The sequence below is a fragment of the Halomonas sp. RT37 genome, assembly GCF_040070525.1.
Taxonomy (GTDB): domain Bacteria; phylum Pseudomonadota; class Gammaproteobacteria; order Pseudomonadales; family Halomonadaceae; genus Halomonas; species Halomonas litopenaei.
In genome coordinates, this window is sequence record NZ_CP098827.1 from 115520 (window position 1) to 129542 (window position 14023).

General features: G+C 65.1%; 15 protein-coding genes. 7 read left to right on the forward strand and 8 right to left on the reverse strand.

All coding sequences use genetic code 11. The features are described 5' to 3' along the window. Positions 1–145 precede the first annotated feature (145 nt). The gene (locus NFG58_RS00500; RefSeq protein WP_348827390.1) at positions 146–664 is read right to left on the reverse strand and encodes a hypothetical protein; all 519 of its coding nucleotides are present in this window, start codon (positions 662–664) and stop codon (positions 146–148) included. 290 nt (positions 665–954) lie between these two features. Between NFG58_RS00500 and NFG58_RS00505 the strand changes: the two genes are divergently transcribed. Next, positions 955–1386, forward strand: a complete 432-nt coding sequence (locus tag NFG58_RS00505) for a host attachment protein (protein WP_045993902.1) — start codon at positions 955–957, stop codon at positions 1384–1386. A gap of 58 nt (positions 1387–1444) precedes the next feature. On the opposite strand, the gene NFG58_RS00510 is transcribed toward NFG58_RS00505, so the two are convergent. After that, positions 1445–2371 (reverse strand): LysR family transcriptional regulator, encoded by a 927-nt coding sequence (locus tag NFG58_RS00510; protein WP_045993903.1) that lies wholly within the window; start codon positions 2369–2371, stop codon positions 1445–1447. A gap of 187 nt (positions 2372–2558) precedes the next feature. Here NFG58_RS00510 and NFG58_RS00515 point away from each other — a divergent pair, with 187 nt between their 5' ends. Further along, positions 2559–3335: a ferredoxin--NADP reductase gene (locus NFG58_RS00515; protein ID WP_348827391.1), complete on the forward strand. Its 777-nt coding sequence runs from the start codon at positions 2559–2561 to the stop codon at positions 3333–3335. A gap of 103 nt (positions 3336–3438) precedes the next feature. Here the strand turns inward: NFG58_RS00515 and NFG58_RS00520 are convergent, their stop codons facing one another. After that, the gene (locus NFG58_RS00520) at positions 3439–4074 is read right to left on the reverse strand and encodes an SDR family oxidoreductase (protein ID WP_287163608.1); all 636 of its coding nucleotides are present in this window, start codon (positions 4072–4074) and stop codon (positions 3439–3441) included. 156 nt (positions 4075–4230) lie between these two features. On the opposite strand from NFG58_RS00520, the gene NFG58_RS00525 reads away from it, so the two are divergent. Then, positions 4231–4446 (forward strand): DUF3820 family protein, encoded by a 216-nt coding sequence (locus NFG58_RS00525; RefSeq protein WP_045993906.1) that lies wholly within the window; start codon positions 4231–4233, stop codon positions 4444–4446. Between the two features lie 88 nt (positions 4447–4534). Here NFG58_RS00525 and glnK read toward each other — a convergent pair whose 3' ends face one another. From glnK to NFG58_RS00540, 3 genes are all read right to left on the reverse strand, one after another. Next, on the reverse strand, positions 4535–4873 hold the full coding sequence (gene glnK / locus NFG58_RS00530; RefSeq protein WP_045993907.1) for a P-II family nitrogen regulator: 339 nt from the start codon (positions 4871–4873) through the stop codon (positions 4535–4537). A gap of 190 nt (positions 4874–5063) precedes the next feature. Further along, entirely contained in the window at positions 5064–6314 is a 1251-nt protein-coding gene (locus NFG58_RS00535) for an ammonium transporter (protein WP_348827392.1), read from the reverse strand. Between the two features lie 49 nt (positions 6315–6363). After that, positions 6364–6702 carry a P-II family nitrogen regulator gene (locus tag NFG58_RS00540; protein WP_045993909.1) on the reverse strand — a complete coding sequence of 113 codons (339 nt, stop codon included), beginning with the start codon at positions 6700–6702 and terminating at the stop codon, positions 6364–6366. A 385-nt stretch (positions 6703–7087) separates the two neighbouring features. On the opposite strand from NFG58_RS00540, the gene NFG58_RS00545 reads away from it, so the two are divergent. Together NFG58_RS00545 and NFG58_RS00550 are read left to right on the forward strand one after the other, a co-directional pair. Then, positions 7088–7468 carry an accessory factor UbiK family protein gene (locus tag NFG58_RS00545; protein WP_045993910.1) on the forward strand — a complete coding sequence of 127 codons (381 nt, stop codon included), beginning with the start codon at positions 7088–7090 and terminating at the stop codon, positions 7466–7468. Positions 7469–7587: 119 nt separating this feature from the next. After that, a complete protein-coding gene (locus tag NFG58_RS00550) occupies positions 7588–9093 on the forward strand; it encodes a YifB family Mg chelatase-like AAA ATPase (RefSeq protein ID WP_348827393.1) in 1506 nt (501 codons plus the stop codon). Between the two features lie 108 nt (positions 9094–9201). Here the strand turns inward: NFG58_RS00550 and NFG58_RS00555 are convergent, their stop codons facing one another. Beyond that, entirely contained in the window at positions 9202–9738 is a 537-nt protein-coding gene (locus NFG58_RS00555; RefSeq protein WP_348815130.1) for a hypothetical protein, read from the reverse strand. Beyond that, on the reverse strand, positions 9723–10745 hold the full coding sequence (locus tag NFG58_RS00560) for an alpha/beta hydrolase (protein WP_052704447.1): 1023 nt from the start codon (positions 10743–10745) through the stop codon (positions 9723–9725). Before NFG58_RS00560 ends, NFG58_RS00555 begins: the two co-directional genes overlap by 16 nt. 473 nt (positions 10746–11218) lie before the next feature. Between NFG58_RS00560 and NFG58_RS00565 the strand changes: the two genes are divergently transcribed. Then, the gene (locus NFG58_RS00565) at positions 11219–13405 is read left to right on the forward strand and encodes a malate synthase G (RefSeq protein ID WP_348827394.1); all 2187 of its coding nucleotides are present in this window, start codon (positions 11219–11221) and stop codon (positions 13403–13405) included. A 200-nt stretch (positions 13406–13605) separates the two neighbouring features. Next, positions 13606–14019, forward strand: coding sequence for a PaaI family thioesterase (locus NFG58_RS00570; RefSeq protein WP_045993913.1), 414 nt, complete (start codon positions 13606–13608; stop codon positions 14017–14019). The last annotated feature ends 4 nt before the right edge of the window (positions 14020–14023 follow it).

Here is a 14023-nt window from a genome sequence, read left to right on the forward strand (position 1 = left end):
CTGTGCTGGAGGTCGGCTGACTTTCGGCTAGCTCCCTTGAGCCTCAATGACGCCTGGAAAACGCCCTGAAAGCGTCCAGTCGCACAATGTCGGCCATGCCGGGACACCGAGCCGCGGCGTTATCTCGGTCAAGGCGACCACCGCGTCAGAGACTTGGCTCCTGGCGACTCGGCTTCTGGACCCTTTGTGGCTCGGGCTCGCCGGTAGACGAACGGTTCAGGTCGAGGCCGGGCTCGCGATGTCCGCGTTTGCTCAGCGGTTCGGCCTTGCGCGTCACCCGAGCATCGCCGACCACCGCGTCGTCGTCCTCCAGCGGCCGGGCCTGGGAGGTCCAGGCCTTGTCGTCATCATGCACCGCCGGACGACGATCGTAGGAGCGGGTGACCACCGCGCCGGGGGCGAAGCCGGGCCGTTGACTGCCCAGGTGATGGGGCAGCAACCACAGCTCGGCCAGCAGGCGTAGTGCGACCATGGTCAGCAGGGTGAGGCCGGCGCCCAGCGCCAGTGGAGGCCAGCTCTCACTCCAGGTGGTCATGGCGACCCAGGGGGTGCGGGGGATCAGCCACCACAGACCGGCGGTGAGAACGCCGAGCTGTGCAATGAAATGACAGCTCAGCAGGGTGCGCCGGGCCAGTGGGGCGCGGGGAAAGAAGAACTGGCGCATGGTCGAGGTCCTCCAGCAGGGGAACTCGCAGGGCGCCAGGATGGGCGGCCCGCGAGTATCAGCGGTGCGGCGCAGGCAAAGGCGATAACCGGACAGGGCCGCAGGCCGCCGGGGCGTGTAACAGATGCCTGCATGCTACCCCAAAGGAGGCAGGGCTCGTCAGTGTCCGTGGAGGGCGACGCCGGTGTCGCCAATAACCACCAGTTGACGCTGCCGGGGTCCGTTGCCATGGTGACTTTGTACCGGTCATTGTGCCGGGAAGTCTGAACACAGGGAGGCGAGGACCGACCATGACGACGACTTATATCGTGGTAGCCGATGCGTCGCGTGCGCGAATCTTCACTCGGACAGGACGCAAGCTGAATGAAGTCGAGAGCCTGGTGCACGCCGAAGGGCGGCTCCACGAAGGCGATCTGGTGACCGACAAGGGCGGTGACGTACATGAATCCAGTGCTACCGCCTCGCGTCAGGCTGGCGGCGAGGAGGTGGCGACCCAGCACCATGAAGTCATCTTTGCCCGAGAGGTAGCCGATCGACTGTATCGTGCCCGTGTCGACAACAGCATGGAAAAGCTGATCATGGTGGCGCCGCCGCGCTTTCTTGGCCACCTGCGCGACAAGCTCGATGCTCCCACCGCCAAACTGGTCATCCACTCCCTCTCCAAGGATCTGACCAAGGCCGACTGCGACAAGATCACCGACGCCGTCGACGATCTGCGCTGATCTGTGCCGCCCGCCGTCCGCGGCGGGCTCTCTCCTGCATAGCGCTAGTCGTTTCCGTTCAGGGCACCTGCGGCAGATCGATCTCGTCGCTGCGCTGGATCCCCTCCGTCATCTGCCGGCACTGGCGTAGAAATTCGCGCATGCCTGCGGTGAGGTACTTGTGACGGTGCCAGATAAAGGTGAACTGTCGACTCAGGTCCAGTTCCGGCGTGGGCAGTGGGGTCAGGCTGCCACGCCGAAAGGCGTCGCGCAGCGCCAGGCGTGAGACACAGCCGATTCCCAGCCCCGACTCCACCGCACGCTTGATGCCCTCGGTATGCTCCAGTTCGAGCAGGATATTGAAGCGACCACGCCGATGGCGGGCTGCCTGTTCGAGGGTCAGGCGCGTGCCTGAGCCCTCCTCTCGCATGATCCAGTCTTCACGCAGCAGGCGGTCGAGCTCCACCGGCCCGCGGTTGGCCAGCGGGTGACGGGGCGAACAGAACACCACCAGGTCGTCTTCGACCCAGGGCTGGGTGATGACCTCGTCCTCCTCGCACTGCCCCTCGATCAGCCCCAGGTCGAGCTGGTGATGGCGAACCGCATCGATGATCGAGCGAGTGTTGCGGACCTGCAGCCTTACCCGGCTGCCGGGGTGGCGCTGCATGAAGTCGCTGATCAACAGCGTCGCCAGATAGTTGCCGATGGTCAGGGTGGCGCCGACATCCAGATTGCCGATGCCTTGCTGGCCTCTGAGCAGTTCTTCCACTTCTTCGGCCCGATCGAGCAGGGCGACCGCCTTGGGCAGCAGCTGGAAGCCCAGTGCATTGAGCTTGAGGCGCTTGCCGATGCGATCGAGCAGCTGGCAGTCGAACTGGCGCTCGAGTTCGGACAGCGCGGTACTGGCCGCCGACTGCGACAGGGCCAGGGCGCGCGCCGCCTTGGACACGCTCTCGTGCTGGGCGACCGCAACAAAGACTTCCAGCTGTCGAAGGGTGTAGCGCATGGCACGGGCTCTCCGGCGCGATAGGGGTAAAGACGTCGGCGATGGACATCTATATCAATGAATTGGATAAGCGTTATCCATACAATCCATTTAACAGATAATATGGCCGGTCTTAGAATTATCCGCAAGACTTGATATCGGGCTTTATTCACTTCAGGAATAAGCCCACGCATTTTAAGGAGTTGGCATGAGCAAGTTTGCCCTGGAAGAAGTGCTGAGCGTTCATCACTGGAACGACTCCCTGTTCGCCTTCCGCACGACCCGTGAGCGTAGCCTGCGTTTCAAGAACGGCCAGTTCGTGATGATCGGTCTCGAGGTCAACGGCAAGCCGCTGATGCGTGCCTACTCCGTGGCCAGCCCCAACTACGAGGACCACCTCGAGTTCTTCAGCATCAAGGTGCCCGATGGTCCCCTGACCTCTCGCCTGCAGCACCTGCAGGTGGGTGATCAGATCATGGTCAGCCGCAAGCCTACCGGTACCCTGGTATGTGACGACCTGCTGCCTGGGCGCAATCTCTACATGCTGTCCACCGGCACCGGTCTGGCGCCCTTCCTCAGCCTGATCCAGGACCCCGAGGTCTACGAGCGCTTCGAAAAGGTAGTGCTGGTGCACGGCGTGCGCCACGTCAACGAGCTGGCCTACGCCGACTTCATCACCAAGGAGTTGCCGGCGCACGAGTACCTGGGCGAGGAGATCAGCGAGAAGCTGGTCTACTACCCCACCGTGACCCGTGAAGACTTCCACACCATGGGCCGCCTGACCGATCACATCCGCACCGGCAAGCTGACCGACGACAAGGGCCTGCCGCCCATTGATCCCAAGCAGGACCGGGCCATGATCTGCGGCAGCCCGGCCATGCTCGACGACACCAGCGCACTGCTCGACGAGCTCGGCTTCAATATTTCCCCGCGCATGGGCGAGCCCGGCGACTACGTCATCGAGCGTGCCTTCGTGGAGAAGTAAGACCCCACGACAGGACGCCGCAAACGACGACGCCGATGGCCACTTGCCATCGGCGTCGTCGTTGGTGCTGGCGGATTGAGTCGCCTGGCCGGTGTGGCGGTGGTCAGTCGCCGAGAGCCTCGGCGATCTCGCGTTCGCCGTCCAGGAGCACCGTCTCGTGATTACGGATCTTTCGTTGCCCCAATAGATAGACCAGGGCCTGGGCCACGTTGGCTCTGGAGATCTGGTTGTTGCCCCCGGTCTCGTCCAGCGACGTGGCCACACGGCCGGTGGCGTCGTCGTCGGTGAGCCGGCCTGGCTTGACGATGACATGGTCCACCTTGCTGCTGCGCAGGTAGGCATCGGCAGCGAACTTGGCGGCCATGTAGGGCCTGAGCTTCTCCGGCGCCTGCAGCGGCTGCTCGGCGCGCATGGCGCTGACCATCAGCATGCGATCCAGCCCCTGGCGGCTGGCCTCGTCCGCCACCCGCGTAGCGGCGTAGAGGTCGATCAACAGCGTCTTGTCGGGCCCGGTGTTCGGGCCGGAGCCGGCGGTGAACAGCACCTGTTCGCAACCTTCGAAGGCGGAGGCGAAGTCGCCCTCCAGGTCGGCGACGACCGTCTCGATACCTTGTTGCTCGAACCAGTCGCGTTGCTCGGCGCTACGGATCATGGCGCGAATCGGATGTCCCTGGCGGTGGGCGATGGCGCAGACCTGGCGGCCGATCTGGCCGTTGGCACCTATCACGAGTGTGGTCATGTCGGCCTCCTTGTCGATACCTGGAAATAACCATGGCGTCGATGGGGAAGACTTTCAACGGGGGAGACTTTCAATGGGGAGGCGAATCGATGGCGACGCCGCCCGCAGGCCAGTACCCTGTGCGTCTTTCCCTCACCCACCCGCTCAGGAGCAGCGATGAATCCTCAGGACCTGGAACGCCTGGTTACCTTGCCGATGCCTTTCGGCAAGCATCAAGGCACCTTGATCGCCGATCTGCCCGGGCCTTACCTGGCGTGGTTTGCCCGGGTCGGGTTTCCCCCCGGAGAGATCGGACGCCTGCTGGCGCTGATGCACGAGATCGACCACAACGGCCTGAGCGACCTGCTGGAGCCGTTGCGACGCCGCGGCTGAGCGGCGCCACCTGGCGGGGAGAACCGGTCGCCGTCGTCAGACAGCGTCCTTGTCGGTCGAGGTCAGACAGCATCCTTGTCGGTCGAGGTCAGACAGCATCCTTGTCGGTCTCGCCGGTACGGATACGAATGACTTGTTCAAGGGGAGTGACGAAGATCTTGCCATCACCGATCTTGCCAGTGTTGGCGACCTGGACGATGGCTTCGATGACCTGCTCGGTCATGCCGTCGTCGACCGCCACCTCAAGCTTCACCTTGGGCAGAAAGTCGACCACGTACTCGGCTCCCCGGTACAGCTCGGTGTGGCCCTTCTGACGGCCAAAGCCCTTCACTTCAGTGACGGTGATGCCCTGAACACCGATCTCGGAGAGCGACTCGCGGACGTCGTCGAGCTTGAATGGCTTGATAATCGCGGTCACCAGTTTCATGGCGGGTTCCTCATCCTGTCCGTGTGGGGGCGGCGTCGGTCGTGCCTGGCGCCAACCCGTTGGCGGCGCGCCGTTGCGCCTGTCCTGACTAGTGTGACAAAGCATACCCCTGGCGAACAGCAATAAAAAAGGCCCCCGAAGGGGCCAGGAGGAGCACGCCAGCTCACTGGTGTCGCGGGTAAGCTCAGGCTTACTTCTTGGCGACGTTAAACTCGGGGTAGGCTTCGAGACCACATTCGGCCAGGTCGACGCCTTCGTATTCTTCTTCTTCGCTGACACGCACACCCATGATTGCCTTGATGATCAGCCACACGACCAGGCTAGCGATGAAGACCCAGGCGAAGATGCCGATGATGCCGAGCATCTGGGCGCCGAAGGTGGCGTCGGCGTTGTTCAGCGGGACCGCCAGGACACCCCAGATACCGGCCACACCGTGGGCGGAGATGGCACCGACCGGATCGTCCAGGCGCAGCTTGTCGAGGACCACGATGGCGACCACCACCAGGACACCGCCGACTGCACCGATCAGGGTGGCGCCGAGGGCCGTGGAGGACAGCGGGTCGGCGGTGATGGAGACCAGGCCAGCGATGGCGCCGTTCAGGGCCATGGTCAGGTCAGCCTTGCGGAACCAGATCTTGGCCAGGATCAGCGCGGCGATGACACCCCCGGCGGCGGCAGCGTTGGTGTTCACCAGCACCTGGGCCATGTTGTTGGCGGAAGACACGTCGGAGAGCTTGAGCTCGGAGCCGCCGTTGAAGCCGAACCATCCCAGCCACAGGACGAAGGTACCCAGGGTCGCCAGCGGCATGTTGGCACCGGGAATGGCGTAGATGGCGCCGTTCTTGCCGTACTTGCCCTTGCGCGGACCGAGCACCAGCACACCGGCCAGGGCTGCAGCGGCACCCGCCATGTGGACAATGCCGGAACCTGCGTAGTCGGAGAAGCCTGCTTCGGACAACCAGCCGCCGCCCCAGGTCCAGTAGCCGGAGACCGGATAGATCACGGCGGTCATGACCACGGCGAAGGCCAGGAAGGCCCACAGCTTCATGCGCTCGGCGACAGCGCCGGAGACGATCGACATGGCGGTGGCCACGAACACGACCTGGAAGAAGAAGTCGGCGCGGGCCGAGTAGTAGGGTGCGTCTTCACCACCTGCCAGCACCGCATCGACGCTGTTTTCGGCGCCGATCAAGAAGCCGAGGTTGGGGATGAAGCCGCCGGCGTCGGAGGAGTACATCAGGGCGTAGCCCACCAGCAGATACATGGTGCAGGCGACCGCGAACAGCACGATGTTCTTGGTCAGAATCTCGGCGGTGTTCTTGGCCCGGACCAGGCCGGCCTCGAGCATGGCAAAACCGGCGGCCATCCACATGACCAGGGCGCCGCAGATAAGGAAGTAGAAGGTGTCCAGCGCGTAGCTGAGTTCACTGATATCGACCATGGAAGTGTCTCGCTATATTTTTATCGGAAGTCGGGTCAGGGGACGGGGATCAGACCGCGTCGGAGCCGCGCTCGCCGGTGCGAATGCGGATGACGTCTTCCAGCGGCGTGACGAACACCTTGCCGTCACCGATCTTGCCGCTGTTGGCCGCGTTGCAGATGGCTTCCAGCACGCTGTCCAGTCGGGCCTCGTCGATCGCAACCTCGACTTTCACCTTGGGCAGAAAGTCGACGACATACTCGGCGCCGCGGTATAGCTCGGTGTGGCCCTTCTGGCGGCCGAAGCCCTTGACCTCGGTCACGGTGATGCCCTGGACGCCGTTGTCGGCCAGCGCCTCGCGGACGTCGTCCAGCTTGAAGGGCTTGATGATGGCGGTGATCAGTTTCATGGCATGGCTCCCTACGTGCATAAGGTGGCGGCTTGTTTCCGCTCGGTGCATGGATATCTATGCATAGCGATATACGTGCCATAAATTTGGCAAAAGCTTTGTTTACAATGGCTTGTGGTTGTTTTGGAAAGCAAGAGACGAAAAACACCCGCGAGTTTGCGGCACTGCATCAAAGTTAATGCACTGTTTTGGTGCTGGCGCGCATTGGTGGTGCGTCATTGGCGAGCATGCTGTGTCGGGTCGCGTGCCGGGGCGCGTGTAGGTATCAGGGAGTCGCCAATGCGCCGGGCGCCAATGGGCAAGGGCCACGAAGCATGCGTTGGGCGCCCGGCTTGCGTATCCTGTCGGCAACGGAGTTCCCATCGACGTTTCAAGGAGAGCCATCATGGTCAGTCAGGATCGCATCAGCCGTTTGGCACAGCAGATCGGCGAGCGCTTGCAGGGCGCCTCCCAGGCCCCGGAAGACATCCAGAAGGGGGTCCAGCAGGTGGTGCGTGGCGCCTTCGATCGTCTCGAACTGGTGTCACGCGAGGATTTCGACATCCTCATGGACGTATTGCAGCGCACCCGCTCCCGGGTCGAGGCGCTGGAAAAGCAGGTAGCGGCGCTGGAGAGCCTGGTCGAGGAACGTGCAGCGCCCGCTGGCGAAGCGACCGCGGCGCCTGCCGTGGCCGAGGAAGCCGCCGAGGTACCGGTGCCGCCGGTGCCGGAACAGGGCAAGCAGGACGAGGCGTCGAGCGGTTCAGCCGACAAGCCCTCCGCCTGAGGCTTCGGACGCAGAGCGTCACAAGATATGCCGGCCCGCCCTGGCGGGGGGCTGGCATGGGGCGCCGGTGAGGTGGGCGTGCTCTACTGGTCATGAGCCTTCCGTCAGGCAGGGAGCCCATGACGCTTGCCATCATTGCCACCCGTGCGGGACTGGGGCTGGACGCCCCCGAGGTGCAGGTCGAGGTACACCTGGCCAACGGCCTGCCGGGCATGACCCTGGTCGGCCTGCCCGAGACCGCAGTGCGCGAAAGCCGCGAACGGGTGCGCAGCGCCCTCGCCACCTGCGGCCTCGACTACCCGCTACGCCGCATTACCCTGAATCTTGCTCCCGCCGATCTGCCCAAGGAGGGTGGACGCTTCGATTTGCCCATCGCGTTGGGTCTGCTGGTGGCTTCCGGCCAGTTGCCCGCCGCCGCACTGGAGGGTGTCGAGTGTGCCGGCGAACTGGCCCTCGATGGCCGGTTGCGGCCGGTAGCCGGCATGCTGCCCTTCGCCATGGCCACCCGTCAGGCTGGGCGGCGCCTGATCCTGCCCGAGGCCAACGCCGATGAGGCGGCCCTGGTCAATGGACTGGAGGTGCTGCCGGCGGCGCACCTGCTCGACGTCGTCGCCCACCTGGTCGGGCGCATTCCCCTCGTTGCTCACCTACCCGTCGCACCGCCGCAAGACGGGCCTGCGGCGCTGGATCTGTGCGATGTGCGTGGCCAGTATCAGGCCCGGCGAGCGCTGGAGGTGGCGGCGGCGGGTGGGCACAACCTGCTGTTTGCCGGGCCGCCCGGCACCGGCAAGACGTTGCTGGCCAGCCGACTGCCCGGGCTCTTGCCGCCGCTTGGCGATGACGAGGCGCTGGAGGTAGCGGCGATTCGCTCGGTGTGCGCGCTTCCCCTGTCCGATGGCTTTGGCCGTCGTCCGTTTCGCTCGCCTCACCACACCGCCAGCGCGGTCTCGCTGGTCGGTGGCGGCTCGCGTCCGCGGCCCGGCGAGATCTCGCTGGCCCATCGCGGCGTGCTGTTTCTCGACGAGCTGCCGGAGTTCAGTCGCCAGGTGCTGGAGGTGTTGCGCGAGCCGCTGGAAAGCGGCGAGATCCATATCGCCAGGGCCAGCCACGAGCGACGATTTCCTGCTCGTTTTCAACTCGTTGCCGCAATGAATCCTTGCCCCTGCGGCCATCTGGGGGATCCGCGTCAGGACTGTGTATGCACCGCGTCCCAGATCCAGCGCTATCAGGCGCGCCTGTCCGGCCCCCTGCTCGATCGCATCGACCTGCAGGTGGAGGTGCCGGCGCTGCCGGTGGAACAGTTGACGTCGCATCAGCCGGGGGAAAGCACCGAGATGGTGCGCCGACGCGTGATGGCGGCGCGTCAGCGTCAGCAGCAGAGGGGAGTGCTCAACGCCCAGCTCGCCGGGGCCGCGCTGGAGCGAGCCTGCGCCCTGGAGGTGGCCGAGCGCACCTGGCTGGCGCAGTCGCTTGAGCGCCTGCGGCTGTCCGCCCGGGCCTACCACCGGGTACTGCGGGTGGCGCTGACCCTGGCCGACCTGGCCGGGCGCGAGCGTCCGTGCCGTGACGACCTGATCGAGGCCATCGGCTATCGACAGCTGGATCGGCTGTTGCGCAAGGGCTGACGGGCGCCGCACGGTCGCTCCATGCACCCGTTATCGCCAGGCATAGCGCCTGCCCGGGTCCAGGCTTCGCCCGAGAAGTTGACGAGCGCAGGCACTTTTCAGCAAGCCCTAGAGCGCGTCGGCGTCGAAGGCGCCGCTGATGACCGTGGACCACAGCGCGGCACCGTCGCCGGGGCGGCGCAGGCGGAGTTCGAAGCGGTAGGGCAGAAGCTCCCGGTCAGACAGCGTCAGGCGTGGGCCATCGGCGATCAGTCGGCTGTCGACCAGCCATTGATTGGTATCGGCGGCGGGGGTATCACCGGGCTGCCAGTCCAGCACCTGGGGGCCGTCGTCGATCGCCAGCAGGCCACGGGTCAGGCTCTCCTGGACGCGGCCGACGCCAAGCTCCAGCCTTTCGTCGACCTTGGGCGGGGACAGCAGCAGCACCTGATCGGCCAGGGTTTCCCCTGCCAGGGCCGGCGCCTCGGCGACCCGCTCGGCCGCCTGTTGGCCAAGGCCCAGCAGCGCCTGGCGCAGCGTCTCGGGGCGCTCGGGGGCGCTGGCACAGCCGGCCAGCCAGACCAGCAGCACCAGCGCCAGCCAGGGCAGCAAGGAGGAGTGGCTGCCGGCGCGGTGTACCGTCTGTCGGGTCAAGCGTCTGGGCATTGAGATGACATCCTTTTCGGTAGAGGCCCTTCACTGAGCTGTTGTTCCAGAAATTGGCGCACTTCGGCGAAAAGGTCCAGGCGGATGGCCTCGGCCTCGTTGACCAGATGGTGGCGGGCTTGCGGGTGACAGCAGATGTGCGCGCCGGGAAACTTCTTGCCGAGTACCGCCAGATTCCAGGGCCCGTCCACCGTCAGGTCCTTCTCGCCTTGCAGGATCAGGGTCGGTAGCTGGCACGGGGGCAGCTGCATCAGGCGGGGCATCCAGCGGCGCATGGCGCTGACCCAGCCGGTGGGCAGGCGCACGGGCTGGAGCGGGTCCTGTTCGCGCAGAAAGGTGGCGAAGTCGTCATCATTGGTGTTCGCCCGAAACTTGCGCGGCACGCTGGAGACAAAGGGGCTGACCAGGCGATGGACCCAGGCTGCTCGGGTCCAGCCCCAGGGTCTGACCAGGGGCGCCAGCAACACCAGCGCCGACCAGTGGCCGTCATCGCCCCGGCTCAGGGCATCGGTGGCCAGGATGGCGCCGCCGGTGCTCTGACCGACGCCGACCCAAGGTCCCTGGGCCAGGCCGGCTTCGCTCAGGTGCTGCTGCAGCGTACGCAGGCAGTCGCCGTAGTCGGCAAAGTCGTCGATGTCGGCACGATCCCCACTGGACAGCCCGTGTCCCGGCAGATCCCACAGCACCACCGTGAGCTCGAGTTCCAGCAGCAGCTCGAGCAGGTGGCGGTACAGGCCCAGGTGGTCGTAGTAGCCGTGAACCACCACCGCGGTGCCCCGAGGGCGGGGCGGGCGCCATACCTGAGTCCACAGGCGGAAGCGTGGCGTCTCGATATTACCCGCGTGCAGCGTTACCCCTTCGGTGAGCAGGACATCGAGCCGATAGTGCGCCAGATAGCGTTCAAGGGTCGTTGCCATGGCCGGGGCGGCTGTCGCCACCAAGCCTTCGCCTTGTCTTGCCACCGGGGTCAGCCGTTCGATGGTCTCAAGGGGCGTGTAGTCGGTCATAGCGTCCTCCGCTGGGAAGGGGCGGTGGCGTGCGTTGCTCGGCACTCGGTTGTGCTGGGACGGCCAGATGGCGTGGAGGGTAGCGTCATCACCCTGCGCCTGGTTGCACCCTGACCGATCGTTGGCCACCTGCTTCTTCTGACACCGTCCGGAGGCCGTCGTTGCTCACCTGTGCCATGGAGGTATGGCCTTCGGCGTCAGATGAGGGAGTCGCCAGCACACGTCAACACCTTCCTGTCTGGGCTTCCTTGCCTGTTCCATGCTAGCGACCCAGCGAGTTCGGCACCACTGTTTCCCAATCGACAAGGCCCTCGACAGCTCATCATTTGGTCTAGCCTTGAGCGGTAGAGCGGGGTTTTCGGTTTACAAATGGAATGATTTTCCACAAAATAATTCTGGAGCAGTCACCTTTTCCCCTGTCCGGCTGGAAGGTGCCAGGGGGGCACCCAAGGCCCAACGAGGAGCTAGACCCAATGACGCAACGCATTTCTCGCCATCGCCTGCAGGTGGCCGCCGAGCTGGACCAGTTCATCACCGAACAGGCGCTGCCTGGCACGGGGATCGATGCCGATGCCTTCTGGAAGGGCGTCGATGCCATCTTCCACGACCTGACGCCGACCAACCAGGCCCTGCTGGCCGAGCGCGACGCGCTGCAGCAGAAACTCTCGGCCTGGCACAGTGAGCACCCGGGGCCGGTCAACGACATGGCCGCTTACCAGGCCTTCCTCAAGGAAATCGGCTATCTGGTCGATCCGCCGGCCAAGGTCGAGGTGACCACCGAAAACGTGGATCGCGAGATCGCTTCCCAGGCGGGCCCCCAGCTGGTGGTGCCGGTGAACAACGCACGCTACTCGCTGAACGCCGCCAACGCGCGTTGGGGTAGCCTCTACGACGCTCTGTACGGTACCGACGTGATCAGCGAAGAGGATGGCTGCGAGAAGGGCTCGAGCTTCAACCCCAAGCGCGGCGAGAAGGTCGTGGCCTACGCCCGCAATGTGCTGGACCAGGCGGCACCGCTGGCGACCGGCTCCCACCGTGACGCGGTCAAGTACTTCCTGCGCGATGGCCACCTGGTGGTGTCTCTGGACGGCGGCCGCGAGACCGGCCTGAAGGATCCGGGCAAGCTGGTGGGCTACCAGGGCGACGCCTCCGCGCCGAGTGCCGTGCTGCTGTCCCACCATGGCCTGCATCTGGAAATCCAGGTCGATGACAGCCACCCCATCGGCAAGACCGACCCGGCCCACGTCAAGGACGTGGTGGTGGAAGCCGCGCTGACCTCCATCATGGACTGCGAAGACTCCGTGGCGGCGGTGGATGCCGAGGACAAGGTGGGCGTCTACGCCAGCTGGCTGGGCCTGATGAAGGGTGACCTCACCGCCGAGGTGGCCAAGGGCGGCAGTTCCTTCACCCGTCGCCTGAATCCGGATCGTGACTACGTCACGCCGGATGGTTCCGAGTTGACCCTGCCGGGACGCTCGTTGCTGTTCGTGCGCAACGTGGGTCACCTGATGACCAACCCGGCGGTGCTCGACGCCGACGGCAACGAAATGCCCGAGGGCATTCTCGACGCCATCATGACGTCGCTGATCGCCCTGCATGACCTCAACAAGGGTGACGATCAGCCGCGTAACTCTCGCACCGGCTCCGTCTATATCGTCAAGCCGAAGATGCACGGTCCCAAGGAAGTGGCCTTCGCCAACACCCTGTTCGGGCGTGTCGAAGACCTGCTGGGCATGGCCCGCAATACCCTCAAGATGGGCATCATGGACGAGGAGCGCCGCACCTCGGTCAACCTCAAGGCCTGCATCAACGAGGCCACCAGCCGGGTGGTGTTCATCAACACCGGCTTCCTCGATCGCACCGGTGACGAGATGCACACCGCCATGGAGGCGGGCCCCATGCTGCGCAAGGGCGACATGAAGGGTGCCGACTGGATTCAGGCCTACGAGCGCAGCAACGTGCTGGTCGGACTGGCCTGTGGCCTGCGCGGACGCGCCCAGATCGGCAAGGGCATGTGGGCCATGCCGGACCTGATGGCGGCGATGATCGAGCAGAAGATCGGCCACCCCAAGTCGGGCGCCAACACCGCCTGGGTGCCGTCTCCCACCGCTGCAGCGCTGCATGCCCTGCACTACCACCAGATCGACGTGGCCCAGGTCCAGCGCGAACTCGAGGAGCTGGACGAAAGCGAGCAGCGCGATGATCTGCTCAAGGCGCTGCTGACCGTGCCGGTGGTCGCCTCCGCCGACTGGAGCGACGACGAGATCCAGCAGGAGCTCGACAACAACTGTCAGGGCATCCTCGGCTACGTGGTGCGCTGGGTCGAGCAGGGCGTCGGCGCCTCCAAGGTGCCTGACATCCACGACGTGGGCCTGATGGAAGACCGCGCTACCCTGCGGATCTCCAGCCAGCACATTGCCAACTGGCTGTACCACGGCGTAGTCGACGCGGCGCGTGTGGAAGAGACGCTCAAGCGCATGGCCAAGGTGGTGGACGGTCAGAACGAAGGCGACCCGGCCTACACCCCGATGAGCCCTGACTTCGACAAGTCCACCGCCTTCCAGGCGGCCAGCGACCTGATCTTCAAGGGGCGTGAGCAGCCGGCCGGCTACACTGAGCCGCTGCTGCACCACTGGCGTCAGGTCCACAAGGCGAAGTAACACACTCGGGACGCCACCGAGTACGCCAAGCAAACGCCGCGATCCAGGCGGCGTTTCCCTGGACACACCCCCGGGACTCCCCGGGGGTGTGTCGTTGTGTCGAGGGGAAAGCCCACAGCAGCGAGGGCGTTGAGGCGTCGTATCCGGGCTTGAGTTATGGTGAAGCTATCACGAGCCGGATTGCCTTCAGGGAGAGAACCATGACCGTGATGACCGCCGCCGCCATCGAGGATTTTCTGGACGACGTCTTTCCCCAGCGCATGGGCACCATCGAAGCCGTCTCGGAGATGCGGGCCACCATGAGCCTGGCCATCGAGGATGAACACTTGCGGCCCGGCGCCAGCGTCTCCGGCCCGACCATGATGGGACTGGCGGACGTCTGCCTGTACGTGGCCATCCTGGCCCAGATCGGGCCGGAGCCCATGGCGGTCACCAGCAACCTCAACTGCCACTTTCTACGGCGCGCCCGGGGTGATCGCGATCTGATCGCCAACGCCCGCTTGATCAAGCTGGGACGCCGCCTGGCGGTGGGTGAGGTGGAGCTGTTCTCCGACGGAGACGAAGCGCCGGTGGCGCACGTGACGGCGACCTACGTACTGCCCGATAACGACTGAGAGG

Bases quoted from the DNA above. Each gene is read 5' to 3' on its own strand.
- glnK (WP_045993907.1), bottom strand. From the start codon at position 4,873: ATGAAACTGGTGACCGCGATTATCAAGCCATTCAAGCTCGACGACGTC.
- NFG58_RS00550 (WP_348827393.1), top strand. From the start codon at position 7,588: ATGACGCTTGCCATCATTGCCACCCGTGCGGGACTGGGGCTGGACGCC.
- NFG58_RS00545 (WP_045993910.1), top strand. From the start codon at position 7,088: ATGGTCAGTCAGGATCGCATCAGCCGTTTGGCACAGCAGATCGGCGAG.
- NFG58_RS00535 (WP_348827392.1), bottom strand. From the start codon at position 6,314: ATGGTCGATATCAGTGAACTCAGCTACGCGCTGGACACCTTCTACTTC.
- NFG58_RS00510 (WP_045993903.1), bottom strand. From the start codon at position 2,371: ATGCGCTACACCCTTCGACAGCTGGAAGTCTTTGTTGCGGTCGCCCAG.
- NFG58_RS00525 (WP_045993906.1), top strand. From the start codon at position 4,231: ATGAATCCTCAGGACCTGGAACGCCTGGTTACCTTGCCGATGCCTTTC.
- NFG58_RS00540 (WP_045993909.1), bottom strand. From the start codon at position 6,702: ATGAAACTGATCACCGCCATCATCAAGCCCTTCAAGCTGGACGACGTC.
- NFG58_RS00505 (WP_045993902.1), top strand. From the start codon at position 955: ATGACGACGACTTATATCGTGGTAGCCGATGCGTCGCGTGCGCGAATC.
- NFG58_RS00570 (WP_045993913.1), top strand. From the start codon at position 13,606: ATGACCGTGATGACCGCCGCCGCCATCGAGGATTTTCTGGACGACGTC.
- NFG58_RS00560 (WP_052704447.1), bottom strand. From the start codon at position 10,745: ATGACCGACTACACGCCCCTTGAGACCATCGAACGGCTGACCCCGGTG.
- NFG58_RS00515 (WP_348827391.1), top strand. From the start codon at position 2,559: ATGAGCAAGTTTGCCCTGGAAGAAGTGCTGAGCGTTCATCACTGGAAC.
- NFG58_RS00500 (WP_348827390.1), bottom strand. From the start codon at position 664: ATGCGCCAGTTCTTCTTTCCCCGCGCCCCACTGGCCCGGCGCACCCTG.
- NFG58_RS00520 (WP_287163608.1), bottom strand. From the start codon at position 4,074: ATGACCACACTCGTGATAGGTGCCAACGGCCAGATCGGCCGCCAGGTC.
- NFG58_RS00555 (WP_348815130.1), bottom strand. From the start codon at position 9,738: ATGCCCAGACGCTTGACCCGACAGACGGTACACCGCGCCGGCAGCCAC.
- NFG58_RS00565 (WP_348827394.1), top strand. From the start codon at position 11,219: ATGACGCAACGCATTTCTCGCCATCGCCTGCAGGTGGCCGCCGAGCTG.